The organism is Eikenella sp. NML120348, from assembly GCF_001648435.1.
Taxonomy (GTDB): domain Bacteria; phylum Pseudomonadota; class Gammaproteobacteria; order Burkholderiales; family Neisseriaceae; genus Eikenella; species Eikenella exigua.
In genome coordinates this window covers 233688-248212 of record NZ_LXSP01000001.1, presented here as the reverse complement: position 1 = coordinate 248212, position 14525 = coordinate 233688, and the positions used below count along the sequence as shown (strand labels likewise).

General features: G+C 56.6%; 13 protein-coding genes and 1 pseudogene. 4 read left to right on the top strand and 10 right to left on the bottom strand.

What is annotated here, in order from left to right; all coding sequences use genetic code 11:
* Positions 1-56 precede the first annotated feature (56 nt).
* Positions 57-1802 (bottom strand): flotillin family protein, encoded by a 1746-nt coding sequence (locus A7P99_RS01160; RefSeq protein WP_067446700.1) that lies wholly within the window; start codon positions 1800-1802, stop codon positions 57-59.
* A gap of 459 nt (positions 1803-2261) precedes the next feature.
* On the opposite strand from A7P99_RS01160, the gene A7P99_RS01155 reads away from it, so the two are divergent.
* From A7P99_RS01155 to A7P99_RS01145, 3 genes are all read left to right on the top strand, one after another.
* Entirely contained in the window at positions 2262-4499 is a 2238-nt protein-coding gene (locus tag A7P99_RS01155; protein ID WP_082881512.1) for a TonB-dependent siderophore receptor, read from the top strand.
* A 246-nt stretch (positions 4500-4745) separates the two neighbouring features.
* Positions 4746-6539 carry an ABC transporter ATP-binding protein/permease gene (locus A7P99_RS01150; RefSeq protein WP_067527619.1) on the top strand — a complete coding sequence of 598 codons (1794 nt, stop codon included), beginning with the start codon at positions 4746-4748 and terminating at the stop codon, positions 6537-6539.
* 141 nt (positions 6540-6680) lie between these two features.
* Positions 6681-7190 (top strand): hypothetical protein, encoded by a 510-nt coding sequence (locus A7P99_RS01145; protein WP_153705457.1) that lies wholly within the window; start codon positions 6681-6683, stop codon positions 7188-7190.
* 71 nt (positions 7191-7261) lie between these two features.
* On the opposite strand, the gene A7P99_RS01140 is transcribed toward A7P99_RS01145, so the two are convergent.
* The 9 genes and pseudogenes from A7P99_RS01140 to A7P99_RS01095 form a co-directional block, all read right to left on the bottom strand.
* A complete protein-coding gene (locus A7P99_RS01140) occupies positions 7262-8698 on the bottom strand; it encodes a hypothetical protein (RefSeq protein ID WP_067686261.1) in 1437 nt (478 codons plus the stop codon).
* 81 nt (positions 8699-8779) lie between these two features.
* Positions 8780-9295, bottom strand: a complete 516-nt coding sequence (locus tag A7P99_RS09905) for a hypothetical protein (RefSeq protein ID WP_156499657.1) — start codon at positions 9293-9295, stop codon at positions 8780-8782.
* 60 nt (positions 9296-9355) lie between these two features.
* A complete protein-coding gene (locus tag A7P99_RS01125) occupies positions 9356-10024 on the bottom strand; it encodes an OB-fold-containig protein (RefSeq protein WP_067686468.1) in 669 nt (222 codons plus the stop codon).
* Positions 10025-10118: 94 nt separating this feature from the next.
* On the bottom strand, positions 10119-10817 hold the full coding sequence (locus A7P99_RS01120) for a GNAT family N-acetyltransferase (RefSeq protein ID WP_067527617.1): 699 nt from the start codon (positions 10815-10817) through the stop codon (positions 10119-10121).
* 86 nt (positions 10818-10903) lie between these two features.
* Positions 10904-11812, bottom strand: a complete 909-nt coding sequence (locus A7P99_RS01115) for a tetratricopeptide repeat protein (RefSeq protein WP_067446689.1) — start codon at positions 11810-11812, stop codon at positions 10904-10906.
* A gap of 117 nt (positions 11813-11929) precedes the next feature.
* Positions 11930-12229 (bottom strand): hypothetical protein, encoded by a 300-nt coding sequence (locus A7P99_RS01110; RefSeq protein WP_067446687.1) that lies wholly within the window; start codon positions 12227-12229, stop codon positions 11930-11932.
* Between the two features lie 77 nt (positions 12230-12306).
* The gene (locus A7P99_RS01105) at positions 12307-12534 is read right to left on the bottom strand and encodes a hypothetical protein (RefSeq protein ID WP_067686255.1); all 228 of its coding nucleotides are present in this window, start codon (positions 12532-12534) and stop codon (positions 12307-12309) included.
* A 112-nt stretch (positions 12535-12646) separates the two neighbouring features.
* Positions 12647-13271 (bottom strand): annotated as a pseudogene (locus A7P99_RS01100) (PspA/IM30 family protein).
* A gap of 54 nt (positions 13272-13325) precedes the next feature.
* Positions 13326-13826, bottom strand: coding sequence for a hypothetical protein (locus A7P99_RS01095; RefSeq protein ID WP_067446681.1), 501 nt, complete (start codon positions 13824-13826; stop codon positions 13326-13328).
* A 231-nt stretch (positions 13827-14057) separates the two neighbouring features.
* Between A7P99_RS01095 and A7P99_RS01090 the strand changes: the two genes are divergently transcribed.
* The gene (locus A7P99_RS01090) at positions 14058-14468 is read left to right on the top strand and encodes an RNA-binding S4 domain-containing protein (protein ID WP_193563033.1); all 411 of its coding nucleotides are present in this window, start codon (positions 14058-14060) and stop codon (positions 14466-14468) included.
* Positions 14469-14525 lie beyond the last annotated feature (57 nt).

Sequence of the window (14525 nt, the reverse complement as noted above, 5' to 3'; positions counted from 1 at the left end):
AGAAACTCACTACGTTCGTTTTCAGGTAGCCTTTTCTTCATTCACACCATCAACTCTTATTCAGCCTCACCCTCCTCTTGCGGCTGTGTCTGGTTCGCAGGAGCAGCGGGATTGAGGCTTTGCGTGAGGCCGTTGATGTCACCGCCGCTCAAGCCCAGCTCTTTGAGCAAACCGTCCACCAGCGGAGCCTGGGCGCGGTAACGCAGGGCGCTGTTCACCACCTGGTCGGACAAAGCCGCGTTGCCTTGGGCGCTGGGGCTAGCTGAAACACCGTCTGCGGCAGCGCCGCCGAAACCGCCCAAGCCGTTAACTTGCAGAATCTTGATGTCGTCGATGTTTTCCATCGGGCGCACGGATTCGCGGATGATGTCGGGCAGGTGTTTCAACAAGGCGAGGCGCACTTGCATTTCGACTTGCTCAACGCTCAACACGTTGGCGGCCTCATTCACGGCACGGGTACCTTCGGCATCGACTTTGTATTGCTGCTCTTGCGCTTGTGCCAGCAGGACTTTGGCATCGGCTTCACCTTTGGCTTGCAGGCGCTGTTTCTCAGCTTCGGCTTCGGCGGCGATGCGCACGGCTTCGGCGCGGTCTTGCGCGGCCTGTTTCTCGGCTTCGGCGGCGACGGTGAGCGAAATCGCGTCTTTTTGCGCGGCTTCTTCGGCGGCAATCAGTTCGACCGCTTTGGCACGTTCGGCGCGTTCGGTTTCGCGCACGGTAATCACGCTCTCTTCTTCACGCACGGCGGCGGCGCGGGCTTTGTCAGCTTCGGCTTTGGCTTCGGATTCGGCACGCGATTTCTCGGCAACGGCGATGGCGCGATCTTGTTCGGCCAGCTCGATGGCTTTGCGGCGCTCAACCTCCGCCTGCTCAACGGCTTGGGCTTTGCGGATGTCTTCGTTTTTAATGTCGCGTTCGGCGGCGATGCGTTTCAAATCCACTTCGCGTTCAGCGGCGATTTTGGCTTCTTCCGCCTCGCGTTTTTTCTGCGCTTCCTGCTCGGCGATACTGGCTTCCTGTTCGGCGCGGCGCACGGCGATTTCGCGTTCTTGTTCGAGTTTGGCGTATTCTTCTTCGCGCGAGATTTTCAAGCGTTGCTGCTCGGCTTCGAGGTTTTTGGTTTTAATCGCCAAATCGGTGTCTTGTTCGATTTCGTTGCGTTTTTTGCGGCGGCCTTCGATGGTTTCGGTCAGTTTGGTCAGACCTTCCGCGTCAAAAGCGTTTTGCGGGTTGAAAAACTCAAAGCTGGTTTGGTCGAGGCCGGTCAGGGAAACGGTTTCGAGTTCGAGGCCGTTTTTAAACAAATCTTCGCTCACGACTTGTTGCACTTTCTGAACGAAATCAACACGTTTTTCATGCAACTCTTCCATCGCCATTTCGGCGGCGACGGCGCGCAGGGCATCAACGAATTTACCTTCGACGAGGTCTTTCAATTCGTCGGGCGACATGGTTTTCATACCCAGCGTTTGCGCGGCGGTGGCGATGCTCTCGGCACTGGGTTTGACGCGGACGTAAAATTCCGCCATCACATCAACGCGCATCCGGTCGCGGGTAATCAACGCCTGCTGCGCGGCACGGCGCACTTCAAGGCGCAGCGTATTCATGTTCACCGGAATAATTTCGTGCAGCACGGGCAGCACCATCGCGCCGCCGTTCATGATGACTTTTTCACCGCCGAAACCGGTGCGAACAAAAGAAACCTCTTTGCTGGCGCGGCGGTACAGTCGGGTGAGGATGAGGCCGAGCACAAACAGCGCGACGAGTATCACGCCGGCAATAGTGGCAATGGAAATAAGGTTCATGGTTTTCCTTTCTTGAGTGGATTTCGGCAGCCTGGTGCTACCTGAAATGGTTAAACAAAACTGCAATCCCAAATTGAACAACACGAGCACAACTCAACACCAGTTCTCAGATAGCCGGCCAAATAGCAGAAAAGGCTACCTGAAAACCATAGAACTCCATTAAACAACATTCCCGCCATTTTCCCCTAAAACGCTTTTCAGGTAGCCTGTGGGTCTGCAAACCGCAGGCATTTTTCAATTGTCCGGCATAGCGTTTGTACCTGATTTGCAACAGTACTTGTCTTTTACACGGGAAGTTATATTTAAAAAACAAAAATCTAAATTAGGCATCATTTGGCACTGATTGCCAAAATTAGAGCAGGCATTAAAATGCAAATCGTTCTTAATATAGTTTACTAACCGATATGGCAGTAGGCTCATCCCAACTGCCTATTTTTAATGTTTAAGGGAAACATCCTCATGAAACAACCGCGCACACACCTCAAAGCCCTAATCCTCGCCCTGGCCGCCATCAGCAGCCCCGGCCTGCTTTATGCCGAAGGCACGAATGAAGCCCAGCCTGCCCAAGGGCAGGAGCAGCAGGCCGACAGCACCGAGCTCGAAGCCATCGAAATCACCGCCCGCCGCCGCTATGCCAGCGGCTACCAGCCCATTTCCGCCGATGTCATCGGCGGTGGCAACACCCCGCTGCTCGAAGTACCCCGTAGCGTAAACATCGTTACCCCCGCCGTGCTGGAAGACCGCCGCCCCGGCTCGCTGGACGAAGCCCTGCTCACCGTGAGCGGCATCCGCCAGGCCAACACCTTGGCCGGCACGCTCGAGGCCGTGGTGAAACGCGGCTTCGGCGATAACCGCGACAACTCCGTGCTGCGCAACGGCATGCAGATGACCCAAACCCACGTATTCAGCCCCACCGCCGAGCGCGTGGAAGTGCTCAAAGGCCCGGCCTCCACACTCTACGGCGTGCAAGACCCCGGCGGCGTGGTGAATGTGGTAACCAAACAGCCGCAGCTCAAACCTGCCCGCTCCGTGAGCACCAGCTTCGGCAGCCACAGCGCCCGCCAAGTGGGTGTGGATTTCACCGGCCCCATCGGCTCCAGCCAAAGCTGGGCTTACCGCTTCATCGCCGACTACCGCCAAAGCGACTACTGGCGCAATTTCGGCGAAATCAAGCAAACCACCATCGCCCCCTCGATCAAATGGATTGGTGAAAACACCACCATCACCGCCGCCTACGAATACTTAGACTACACCGTGCCATTCGACCGCGGCACTTTCCTCGACTCCACCCGTGGCGCAAACTACGGCAAACCCCTCGCTATTCCCGCCGAACGCCGCTTGGACGAGCCTTTCAGCGAGCAGAGTGGCAAAAACCATATGTTCCAGTTCACGCTCGACCAATATTTGAGCGAACAGTGGAAAATGCGCCTGAACTACGGCTTCACCTACCATACCTACGACGACTGGAAAGCCCGTATTGCCAACACCGCCGCCGGTATCAACACCACCACCGGCACGGTGCGCCGCCGCATCGACGGCACGCAGGATGCCCGCTTGCGTGTGCACAACCTGGCCTTAAGCTTCAAAGGCGACGTGCATACCGGCAGCGTACGGCACAAACTCGGCTTCGGCCTCGAAGCCATGCACAACGACCGCCTGCTGGGCAAAATCTACCAAAGCCCCGCCAACAACTACACCATCAATATGTACAACCCGGTGTATGGCCGCATTAGCCCGCAGCCCGGCGTGAACACCATCGACGGCCAAGGCAACAACACTCAGCAAACTGAAATCCTCAAAACCTTCGCCCTGTATGCCAATGACGATATTCATCTCGGCGAAAAATGGATTGTGTCTGCCGGCCTGCGCGCCGAGTATTTCGACCAATACGCCGGTCGCGCCAACCGCAATTTCGTATTCAAAGCCAATACCGACAACCACGGCTGGAACTTCTCGCCCTCGCTCGGCGTAACCTACCGCCTCACCCCGCAGTGGTCGCTCTATGGCAGCTACGCCACTTCGTTCCGCCCACAGGTTTCCGTGGCCAACGAAATCCCTGGTGATGCCCAGCCTGAAAAAGGTCGAGCCTTTGAAATCGGTGCCAAATTTGCCGGCGATCGTCTCTCTGCCGCAGTAGCCCTATTCCATATCGAAAAAGAAAATGTGCGCTACAGCGTAACCTCTGGCGGCCAAACTGAAACCCGCTTTGCCGGCCGCGCCCGCTCCATGGGCTTTGAAGCCGAAATGGGCGGCCAGATTACCGAACGCCTCGGTGTGAACGCCAACTATGCCTACACCGAAACCAAGGTGCTGGAAGCCGAAGCCGCCGCCCAAGGCCTGCCGCTGAACAATACCCCGCGCAACCAGTTCGGCCTATATCTGACTTATGATTTCGGCAACGCGCTGGGCGGCAACTGGCGCGCCGGCATCGGAGCCAAATACAACGGCGCATGGTATATCGGCAAAAATGCCGCCAGCGGCGACCGTCTGTGGAAAATTCCTGCAGCCACCGTAGCTGATGCCTTTGTCTCCTACGACACCAAAATCGGGGATAACAAGCTCAACGTGCGGCTCAACGGCAAAAACCTGACCAACCGCCTGTACTACACCTCCACCGTAGGCTCTTCGGCGCAATACCCGATGATCGCCATCGGCAATCCGCGCGAAATCAGCGTTTCCGCCAAGTTTGAGTTTTAAGCATTTGGCCACAGCATAACGCCCCATAGAGGCTACCTGAAAAATGTCATCCCGCTTTTCAGGTAGCCTTCCGCGCTGTTTGGCCTGCCTGTTTCAACCCCGTCTTATAGTGGATTAAATTTAAATCAGGACAAGGCGGCGAGCCGCAGACAGTACAGAAGTACGGCAAGGCGAACCAACGCGGCAGCGAAAGTTAAATTGGTTTGCCATACCTGAAAAATAAAGTTATCCAACCAAACACCACATATGAAACAAGAACAATGGAAAATCGAGCTCCTGGACAGCCCGCTGTGGCTGGTGCAGAGCTTTTTCGGCGTATTGCTGTTTTGCCTGATCGCCGCCTTCCTACTGCGCCGTACTACTTTCGGCCAGCGCTTCGAGCGCATCCTGCGCCCCTGTTTAGCAAGCAGCAACCATATCCGAGTGTACCTGCTCTTGGCTGCGCTGCTCTTGATGGTGCTGCTCGAAGTGCGCATCAGCGTGCTCAATTCCTTTTTCTACAAAGGCCTCTACGATTCCCTGCAAGACCGCGCCGCAGCCGCCTTCTGGTTTTTCGCCGGTATCAACAGCGCCTTAATGGTGTTCAAAATCATCCATGCCCTGGCCGACGAGCTGCTCGAACAAGTCTTTATGATCCGCTGGCTGGAAAAACTCAACGCCGCGCTCACCCAAAGCTGGCTCGCCCATAAAAACTACTACCGCCTGCACATGCGCCGCCACGCGCCCGACAACATCGACCAACGTATCCAGCAAGACGCGCAAGATTTCATCGCCTCCACCGCCGAACTCGTGCACGGCCTGATCAGCGCCATCGTTTCCACCATCGAATTCACCGTCATCCTCTGGAATCTCTCCGGCGTGCTCAGCGTATTGGGGCTGGAAATCCCGCGCGGCATGGTGATGTTTATCTACCTCTTCATCCTCTTTGCCACCGCCACTTCCGTGTGGATCGGCCTCCCCTTGGTGAAGCTCAATTTCCAAAACGAACACTTCAACGGCAACTACCGCTACACCCTCGTGCGCGTGCGCGACCACGCTGAGAGCATCGCCTTCTACAACGGCGAAGCCGCCGAAGGGCGCAACCTGCGCCGCCACTTTGCCCACATCATCCGCAACCGCTGGCAGATTGTGTTCCGCAGCCTCGGCCTCAACGGCTTCAACACCGGCATCACCCAAATTTCCAACCTGCTGCCCCTCATGCTGCAAGCCCCGCGCTTTTTCGCCGGTCAAGTGAAAATCGGCGATATGCACCAAACCGTGCAAGCCTTCAACCGCCTGCAACGTGCCCTATCCTTCTTCCGCAACTCCTACAAAGACTTCACCGCTTATCAAGCCCGGCTCGAACGTCTCGACGGCTTCTTCCAAAGCATGCAAGACCACCTGCCCTATCGACAGCCGCAACACGAAGCTGAAAACTGCATCCTGCAGGCCGACAAGCTCACCTTGTACCGTAACAACGGCAACATCCTGCTCTCCGACGTCTCCTTCCGCGCCCAAAGCGGCGATTCCCTACTCATCCGCGGCCCCTCCGGCTGCGGCAAAACCTCATTGCTGCGCGCCCTGGCCGGCCTCTGGCCCTTCGGCAGCAGCGGCCACATCATCGGCCCCGCCCGTGAACACATCCTCTTCGTGCCCCAGCGCCCCTACACCCCGCAAGGCAGCCTGCGCCGCGCCATCTGCTACCCCAACATCCGCCCCGACGAACACCAGCTTACCGCCGCCCTCGAAGCCTGCCGCCTGGGCTACCTGAAAGAACTGCTCGACACCGAAGACGACTGGCAGCACAAACTTTCCCCCGGCGAACTGCAGCGCATCGCCTTCGTGCGCATCCTCATCACCCGCCCCCGCCTCGTGCTGCTCGATGAGGCCACCGCCGCGCTCGACGAAGAAACCGAAGCCGCCCTCTACCGCCTGATCCGCCAAGAGCTGCCCGACAGCATCATCGTGAGCATCGGCCACCGCAGCACCCTCAACGCCTTCCACAACCAAATCATCTGCGTGGGCGAAACCCTGATCGACTGCGGCACAAGCAAGATTTGAAATACCGGATTGTTAAAGAACAATTTGCCCTAAAGCAAACAATTTTCTTAAATTTGAAGCGATTATGGCGGTTTAAAAATGGATGCGCTATGATGGGGATGCAGCATTCCTTTTCACAAATTTACTTAAAAGGAGCACGCTATGCACCCCGTCAAACGCCTGTTTACCGGCCTAACCGCCCTACTGCTGGCCGGATTATTCTGCATTCAAACCGCCAGTGCACAAAACCTGCCGGGCATCGTCGATATGCGTGATGCCAGTTTGCAAACCGGCAGCCCGGAAGAAGTGGCCGCTGCCGAAAGCAGCTTGCTGGGCAAGCATATGTTTTCCCTGCAATGGATAAGCTGGGAGCGTTTCGGCACCGCTACCATCCGCCGGGGCAGCAACGGCCTAGAAATCAATGCCTACCAATCCTTAAACGGCGATTTCGTGAAACTCGACGGCCTAATCGAAGTCATCGACCGGCGCCATTTCTACTTCACCGGCAACGTAAGCACCCGCGTATATCACATCAACAACGGTCAAACCTGCGAACGCAGCGGCACTTTCCTGTTTCAAGCCAAAGACTCACGCCAATATTGGCGCATGCAGCCGATACAAAACCCCTGTGACAACGCAACCGACTACATCGATATTTTCTTCAAACGCTGATGTCGGTTTTCAGGTAGCCCGAGTAACCAATTGGGCTACCTGAAAGCTTCGTCTTTTTCCCAACCAGCGCTTCAGCCGGCTCCTTCCCGATCTTCACTCACATACTCCAGCAGCGGCAGCCCGGTAGCTCGGCTGATTTGTTTGGCCGTTTTCTCTGCCGTTTGCCGGTTATCCCACATTATCGAATCCGCCTCCAGCAGCCGTACGTTTTTGCCACCTTCTTTGCCTGCCAACCAGATTTCGCTCAAACCTACGCTCACACCATTGCGCCGCACGCGGCTGTAAATGCCGCAAAATTCCGATAGCGCATAGCGTTTTTCAGGTAGCCACTTGAAACTGTGCAGGCGGTACACAATCAATTCGTCTCCCAGCACGCTGTAGCGTACCTTGCGCAAGGTATGCCAACGGTGCGCCAGCCGCCCGGCGATAGACAGCAGCGCCACCAGCCAAAACAGCCGCCAGCCGACCCCTCCCTCAATCCACACCATCCCAAAAGCAAACAGCAAGAACAGTAGGCGCGAGAGCAAAGTGCCAACCGAATACACGGCAAATTCCGTCCCGTCCGCAAGTTTCGGCGCGGCACGTTCCGGCAGCTTCGGCTGCGGCTCGTGTTCCACCTGCCTGGCCGCTGCCAGCGCAGCTTTGATTTCGGAGGGCTGCCGCCAAGCCATTTGTGTTTGCGGCGTTTTCCGGCCGCGCCGCGCACGAAACACCCCGCGCACATCCGACACCGCCACTGCCAGCAGCCCGAGCGCCAGCAGCCCCGCGCCGAAATACAGCGGCTTGGGCAGGCTGCCGCTTTGCCAATCCGCCGCCAAACGCAGCAACCAGACCGCCAGCCAAGTCCACAACCCGGCCGCCGCCAGATTCACCGCCTGCCGCCACGCAGGCAGCGTTTTCGCTTGCAAAGGCTGCAACTGTGCCGGATTGGCTGCCGTTTCCTCCGCCGCACGGATTACTGTGTTGATTACCGGCCGTTTGGCCAAACCCGTTGCCTTAGCGATATGGTTCTGAATCCTGTCTAATTCGTGCAGCGAGCCCTTATGCGGCAGGAAATCTTCCTCTAATACCAAATCATTCCGCCCATCTGCTGATTCCAGCCACAAGCGCCCGTAGTAGCCACGGTAATCATTCTGCACCTTCTCCGCCGCCACCGCCGCAAACATCGAGAGCGGATATTCCCGCTGCGCCTGCCAGCCCCAACGCCAGCGACCGTGCAGTAATATTCCTCGCGCTGTGTCCAGCCGCAGGAAGTTTTTGCCAGTTAGTTTATGCCACCAGTCATACAGCAGCTCGCCAGCCAGTATCATGATTAAGCCGACCATCAGCACCCGCAACACCACTAACACAAATTCAAACCAAAATCCGTTACCCAACCAGCCGCCAGTCGTATCTATCAGCACATACATTGTCCACAATACGAACCCCCACACAAAAGCCGTCTGCCAGGCCAGCATTTGTCCGGAATACGGATACAGCATCACGATTTTGCTTTTATTCTGTTGCATGGCTTCCTCTTCATATACGGCAGGCTACCTGAAAATGTTGTGGCATCTGTTTTGGATACTGCAGAAATTCTGCTGCTATTTTCAGGTAGCCTCACCGGATTCCAGCACAGGCAGCCCTGTGGCTTGGCTCAAATCTGTCAAACCGGCCGCAAAGCGTTTTTGCAGTGCGCCCGTGCCTAAAAATATCCTGTCCAGCAGCACATCCTGCCCGCCGTTTTTGCCCACCAGCCACACTTCGGCAATCGAGCCCTTGCCGCCGCGATACAGCCCGATAAATCCGTCCAACGGATAACGAGCTGCCAACTGCCAGCTGCGCAGCGACGCGGCATATACCAGCAGGCAATCCTCCGCCGCGCGGTAACGGATTTTGCGCATCCGCTGCCAAAACCGACTCAAGAAAAAACCGCTCAGCAGCAAACCGCTGATCTGCTGCAGCTGCAGCGCGCTATTCGCCGACCCCATCAGACAAGAGAGGGCAATCAGCAGCCACCCCAACGATGCCGCCGTCAGCAACCCCAACTGCCGGAACACCAGCTCCGTATCATACCGGCTGGAAGGCTCGGCTCTGGGTGGTAAATCTGGCATGGTATGAGCCATGTTGTCTCTCCTAGTTAGCTTGCCGCTTTAACTCCGTTGACGCTCCGCTTTCAGGTAGCCTCAATCCACCAAACTCCCGTTTGGATTCAAAATCGCCTTAAACGTGTTCCCCTCCAGCGACACCAAAAGCACCGCCTCGCCCTGTTTCAGCACACCTTCGCCGTCGGGCTCGGCCATCACATAATGCTGCTGCCCGTAGCTGTCTTTCACCCGCACCTGCACCGGGCTGCCCTGCCGCGCCTCACCCAGCACCACCGTACCCACGCGCCCGATCAGGCTTTCTTGCGAAACGGCGGTGGTTTCGTCTTTGGGCATGATTTTGTAGAGCCCGCCCGCCGTGAGGCGCACCAGGGGCAGCGCGAGAAACAGCGCCGCAGCCGCAGCCGGCCAAGCGTTCAGGTAGCTGCCAAACAGCCCGGCACACACGGATTGCAGCACATAGCCCGCGAGCCCGAACACGGCGAGAAACACCACCAGCAGCATCATCAGCGGCACACGCCCCACATACAGCCAATCCAAAAAGCGCACCAATGCGCCCGCCCCTTCGATGCCGCCGTGCAAATCGCCATCCAAATCCGCTTCCACCAGGCTGTCGGGCAACAGGTTATCGAGCCAGTCGGTGAAGCCGCCGGCCAAGAGCGAGAGCAACTCGAGCAGGCCGAGCATCAACATCAGGGCGATGGCGATGCCGAAAATTTCGGTTTCGGGGGCGTTGATTAAATTCCACATGGCGGGGTCTTTCACGGGTTGTCGGTTAATCGGGTTTCGCTTTCAGGTAGCCTTAAGGTGGAGGAAAGAGGCTACCTGAAACCATATTTCTATTTCATTTAATCTCTTGCAATGGCACGCGCTGCCGCCCCTGTTCGTCAAAATTCTCTTCGGCCAGCCAACACTGCATCCGCCGCTTAATCTGCGGCCATTCCGTATCCAACATGGCAAACCAGGCAGTATCACGGTTGCGGCCTTTATACACCACCGCCTGCCGGAAAATGCCTTCGAAACGGAAGCCCAATCGCTCGGCGGCGCGGCGTGAGGCCTGGTTCAGCGCATCGCACTTCCATTCATAGCGACGGTAGCGCAGGGTTTCAAACACATATTGCGCCAGCAAAAACTGCGCTTCGGTGGCGATGCGGCTGCGTTTGAGCCGTTCGGAATAAATCACCCAGCCCACCTCGATTACGCGGTTGGCGGTATCCGCGCGTTGCAGCGCCATGGTGCCGACCGCCCGGCCGTCGGCCTGATCGACGATGGCGAAGTAATATGGGTCGGCCGACTGCTCCAGCCGTTGCAGCAGCGCGTCCAGCTCGGCAACGCTCGCCACGGGGTTGAGCGAAAGATAGGTCCAATTTTGCGGCGGCGAAGCCGGGCCGTACACGGCATACAGATCCGCGCCGTGCCGCGCGGCGGAAAGTTTTTCCAAACGGCAGTAGCGGCCGGAGAGCAGCGTGGCTACAGGTCGATCGCCGAGCGTGTAACCGGGCAAGCTTTCGCCGACAGGTTGGTTGAATTCGTTGATGGGCATGGGTTTCTCCTTAGCTGTTTGTGGGCAGTAGGCTACCTGAAAATATAGGTTTTCACTTAACAAAAGTTTTCAGGTAGCCTTTTCATTTAAGGCTGGGTTTGTGGTGCTTGGTAGGGGATGAGGTTGTCTATACTGTCCAGCACGCTTTTTGTACCTTCGCGGCGGATGAGCACGTCTACATGAGCAACCTTGGCACGCAGATCGGCAGGCATTGCCCGCTCGAAGGTGCGGATTTTTTCGTCTATACCCAGCCCGACCAAAGCTTGGGCATCTTCCGGCGTTTGGTACACCCGAGTGCTTTGGAGCAGCAGATAGGCACTAAAGGCATTGTAGGGCTCGTGCTTGGGCACGCCTTGGTATTGTGCGTATTTGGAGGCCAGCAGATACATAGCCTGCGCATCATTCTTCAGCACGGCCTGGCGATACCAATACACCGCCCATTCGTAGCTCTGCGCCGTGCCTTCACCGGAATCGTACATCTGCCCCACCAGCCGCATGGCGCTGGGGCTGCCCTGCTCGGCGGCGGAAAGGTAGCTCTCGAAAGCATTTTGCGTTTTGCCGGTTTGATCGTTGCAAAGCGCCACGTTTTCCAAGCTGTCGCGGCTATTGAGTTGTTTGTGCGCCTGCTCGAACAGCCGACAGGCCTTCTCTTTATCCACCGCCACGCCGCGCCCCTCGGAATAGGCCACGCCGAGGTTGTTTTGCGCTTTGGCATGACCTTGCGCAGCGGCTTTTTCATACCACGGCACGGCTTCTTTCCAACGGTTGCCGCGCATATAGAGGCGGCCGGCTTCGTATTGCGCATCCACGCTGCCCATACGAGCTTTCAAAAGCAGCATGGGTGAAGGTTTACCCACTTCGCTCCGCCAGCCCGGCACAGGCATACCGGCATTCCCGGCCGCCGCCCACAACACCGCGCCGAGCACCAACACGCCCAACACCACCGGCACGGTGCCGACGCTTTTCTCTTCTGTCACACGCCTGTTGTTTCTCATGTTTTCATTTCCGATACTGTTGATTATTGAAGTTTTATTTTTTCAGGTAGCCTTTACGGCCTGAGAAAGGCTACCTGAAAACGAACGAAGCGGGTTTCTGCAAAACCAATGCGTAGCTCAAAGATAGGCATAAGCGCAAAGGAACAGCCACAGGCCGAGCGCGGGCAGCAGGATTTTCGGCCACGAAGGACTGGGCTTACCGAACAGGGTTTGCACAAACGATACCAGCGAATACACGGCGGCGAGAATCGTCCAGAAGATGGTGAACATAGCTACACGCGCGATGCCGTAAGACATGGTGCCGCCGGCGTTGGCTATGGCCGTCCACAGCGCGGGAATCAGCAGCCAGGCGGCGGCTAGGATGCCGATGTATTTGAGTTTGGCTGGAGTATCCAACTGCTCATTTGCTTGTTTCATCTTGTTTCCTTTATATTTTGGCAACCTAATTTTGAAACGGAGAGGCTACCTGAAAATTAGGTAGAACCCTCTGTTCGTTAACTGAAGTTAGCGTAAACCAGCATGCCGATCAGGGCGCTGATACCCAGCCACAGCGCGAGTTTGGTTTCCGCCCAATTGTCTTCCCAAAACTTGCCCCGAAACAGGCTGATGATGTCGGGGGTTAAATAGAATTTCACGCATTCGGCAAATTCTTCCCAGTCTTCAAACAGCAGGGTGTAAAGCAGCGCGGCGGTAACGAGCGCGGCGGCGATGGCGTATATCATGGGCTCTCCATGGGTGGGAATAAGCGGTGTTTTTCAAACAGCCTGCCTAGCAGGAAACCTTCTCTTTCAGGTAGCCTTATCAAAGCGTGGAAAGGCTACCTGAAATGTATGCTTATTCCTTGCTGTTGGCTTTCAACGCAGCCAGCCTTTCGGCAATGCGGTTGTTGCGGCTCAAATCTTCCAGTTCTTTCAGTTTGGCCAACTGCGCCGCATCGGTGCTGCTGTGGATGGCGTTTTGCCTGCCCATCACGCGGTCGAAGGCACTGCCGCTTTTTTCGGCATCACGGGCGATGCGGTTCATGTCGCTGCCACCTGCCGCTTTGCCTGCACCCGCGCCTTGCTGTGCGGCGCGCCAGTCTTGCAACTGCTGCTGCATCTCGCGTTTTTTCGCCTGCAGGGCGGCGATAAAGCCTTCCAGTTCTTTTTCCTGCGCGGCGCAATCGGCAATGGTGTTTTCCAACACGGGCAGGCGCGCTTCGATGTCCATCTGCTCGGCAATGCCCGCTTCGGCCAAGTCGTCGCGCCCGGCCGCCACGGCGGCTTGCAGGTTGGCGTCGATGGTTTCGTGGCGGTTGCTCTCGTCGGCCATTTTCTTGGCAGCAAGATGCTTCTGCGCCAGCACTTTGCCTAGCCTCGTTCATCACCGCCTCGGGCGCAAGGTTTTCCGCCGCATCAATCAGGGCATGAAAACCACCGCTTACCAGACGACCCACTCTGCGGGATAGGGTTTCGCTCATTTTTGATTTCCTTTCCATAAAATGTGTTTGATTCAAATTGGTGCGGGGCAGATATCAAACTTCGCCCGCCTGCTGCACAATCTTCGCTAATTTCAAAGTATTTTCAAGCTGTTGCAGCACGGTATCGTCGTAGGCTGCGCCTTTGCCGGTAACGGCCAGCTGCAGGATGCTGTCGGTGAGGCGGACGATGCGCCACATCAGCTCGCGCTCGTATTGCTTCAAATCGGCTTCCTGCGCGTTTTCCGGCAGGTCGGTGGCCAGCGTGGCGGCCAGGTCGGGCAGCTGCTCGAACAGCCGCGCCACAATGTGCGAATGGATGCCCCGTTCTTTCTCGGCGTGCAGCACGTCGCGCCGGGCTACCTGAAAAAACTGCTCCTGTGCAGCCAGTGCGGTGCCGTAATCGTGGGTTTGGCTGTGGGCAAGCCGCGCCTGTGTAAGCAGCTCACGAATTTTCTCTGAAGGCGTATTCGCGCCTTCTATTTTTAATTCAGCAATAAAATCTGCGTCTTCCTGCGATATTCGCACGCTAATCGGAATTCGGTTGGCAGCAGCCATATGCAATCACCTCTCTTTTTGTATTCATTTGTATTCAAATATATCTAAAATGATTTCTCTACGCAATATTTTTTGTACCATCTCTCAATAACAATAAACCAACACAATGATAATAAATATAAAAATATTACGAATACATTTGCATACATACCACATACAAATCCAACCGCCAGCCGTTAGCCGCATTCCCGGCCTTTGGTATAAAATAGTCGCTTGAACACGGAGGCAACTATGGCAGGCAAAAATTCACACGACGAACACCACATGCGGCTCGACAAATGGCTGTGGGCAGCACGTTTCTTCAAAACGCGCGGCATGGCGCAGAAACACATCGAGCTCGGGCGCGTGCTGGTGAACGGTGCGAAAGTGAAAAACAGCAAAAACATCGAGCCGGGCGACACCATCAACCTCACGCTCAACTCCCTGCCCTACAAAATCACCGTGCTCGCGCTCAACCACCAGCGCCGCCCCGCCCCCGAAGCACGCTCCCTCTACGCCGAAGACAGCGCCACCGCCGCCAAACGCGAAGCGCAAAAAGCGCTCGACCAGGCCAGCCGCATCAGCGCCGCCTACCCCGACGGCCGCCCCACCAAACGCGACCGCCGGGAGCTGGACAAACTCAAACGCGGCTGGCAGGAATAGCATCAAAGGCTACCTGAAAATCCGTCTATACCTTTTCAGGTAGCCTCCGCCGACTCT

What these genes read in the sequence shown, in the direction of transcription:
- A7P99_RS01160 (WP_067446700.1), bottom strand. Translation starts at nt 1,802, where the DNA reads ATGAACCTTATTTCCATTGCCACTATTGCCGGCGTGATACTCGTCGCG.
- A7P99_RS01155 (WP_082881512.1), top strand. Translation starts at nt 2,262, where the DNA reads ATGAAACAACCGCGCACACACCTCAAAGCCCTAATCCTCGCCCTGGCC.
- A7P99_RS01150 (WP_067527619.1), top strand. Translation starts at nt 4,746, where the DNA reads ATGAAACAAGAACAATGGAAAATCGAGCTCCTGGACAGCCCGCTGTGG.
- A7P99_RS01145 (WP_153705457.1), top strand. Translation starts at nt 6,681, where the DNA reads ATGCACCCCGTCAAACGCCTGTTTACCGGCCTAACCGCCCTACTGCTG.
- A7P99_RS01140 (WP_067686261.1), bottom strand. Translation starts at nt 8,698, where the DNA reads ATGCAACAGAATAAAAGCAAAATCGTGATGCTGTATCCGTATTCCGGA.
- A7P99_RS09905 (WP_156499657.1), bottom strand. Translation starts at nt 9,295, where the DNA reads ATGGCTCATACCATGCCAGATTTACCACCCAGAGCCGAGCCTTCCAGC.
- A7P99_RS01125 (WP_067686468.1), bottom strand. Translation starts at nt 10,024, where the DNA reads ATGTGGAATTTAATCAACGCCCCCGAAACCGAAATTTTCGGCATCGCC.
- A7P99_RS01120 (WP_067527617.1), bottom strand. Translation starts at nt 10,817, where the DNA reads ATGCCCATCAACGAATTCAACCAACCTGTCGGCGAAAGCTTGCCCGGT.
- A7P99_RS01115 (WP_067446689.1), bottom strand. Translation starts at nt 11,812, where the DNA reads ATGAGAAACAACAGGCGTGTGACAGAAGAGAAAAGCGTCGGCACCGTG.
- A7P99_RS01110 (WP_067446687.1), bottom strand. Translation starts at nt 12,229, where the DNA reads ATGAAACAAGCAAATGAGCAGTTGGATACTCCAGCCAAACTCAAATAC.
- A7P99_RS01105 (WP_067686255.1), bottom strand. Translation starts at nt 12,534, where the DNA reads ATGATATACGCCATCGCCGCCGCGCTCGTTACCGCCGCGCTGCTTTAC.
- A7P99_RS01095 (WP_067446681.1), bottom strand. Translation starts at nt 13,826, where the DNA reads ATGGCTGCTGCCAACCGAATTCCGATTAGCGTGCGAATATCGCAGGAA.
- A7P99_RS01090 (WP_193563033.1), top strand. Translation starts at nt 14,058, where the DNA reads ATGGCAGGCAAAAATTCACACGACGAACACCACATGCGGCTCGACAAA.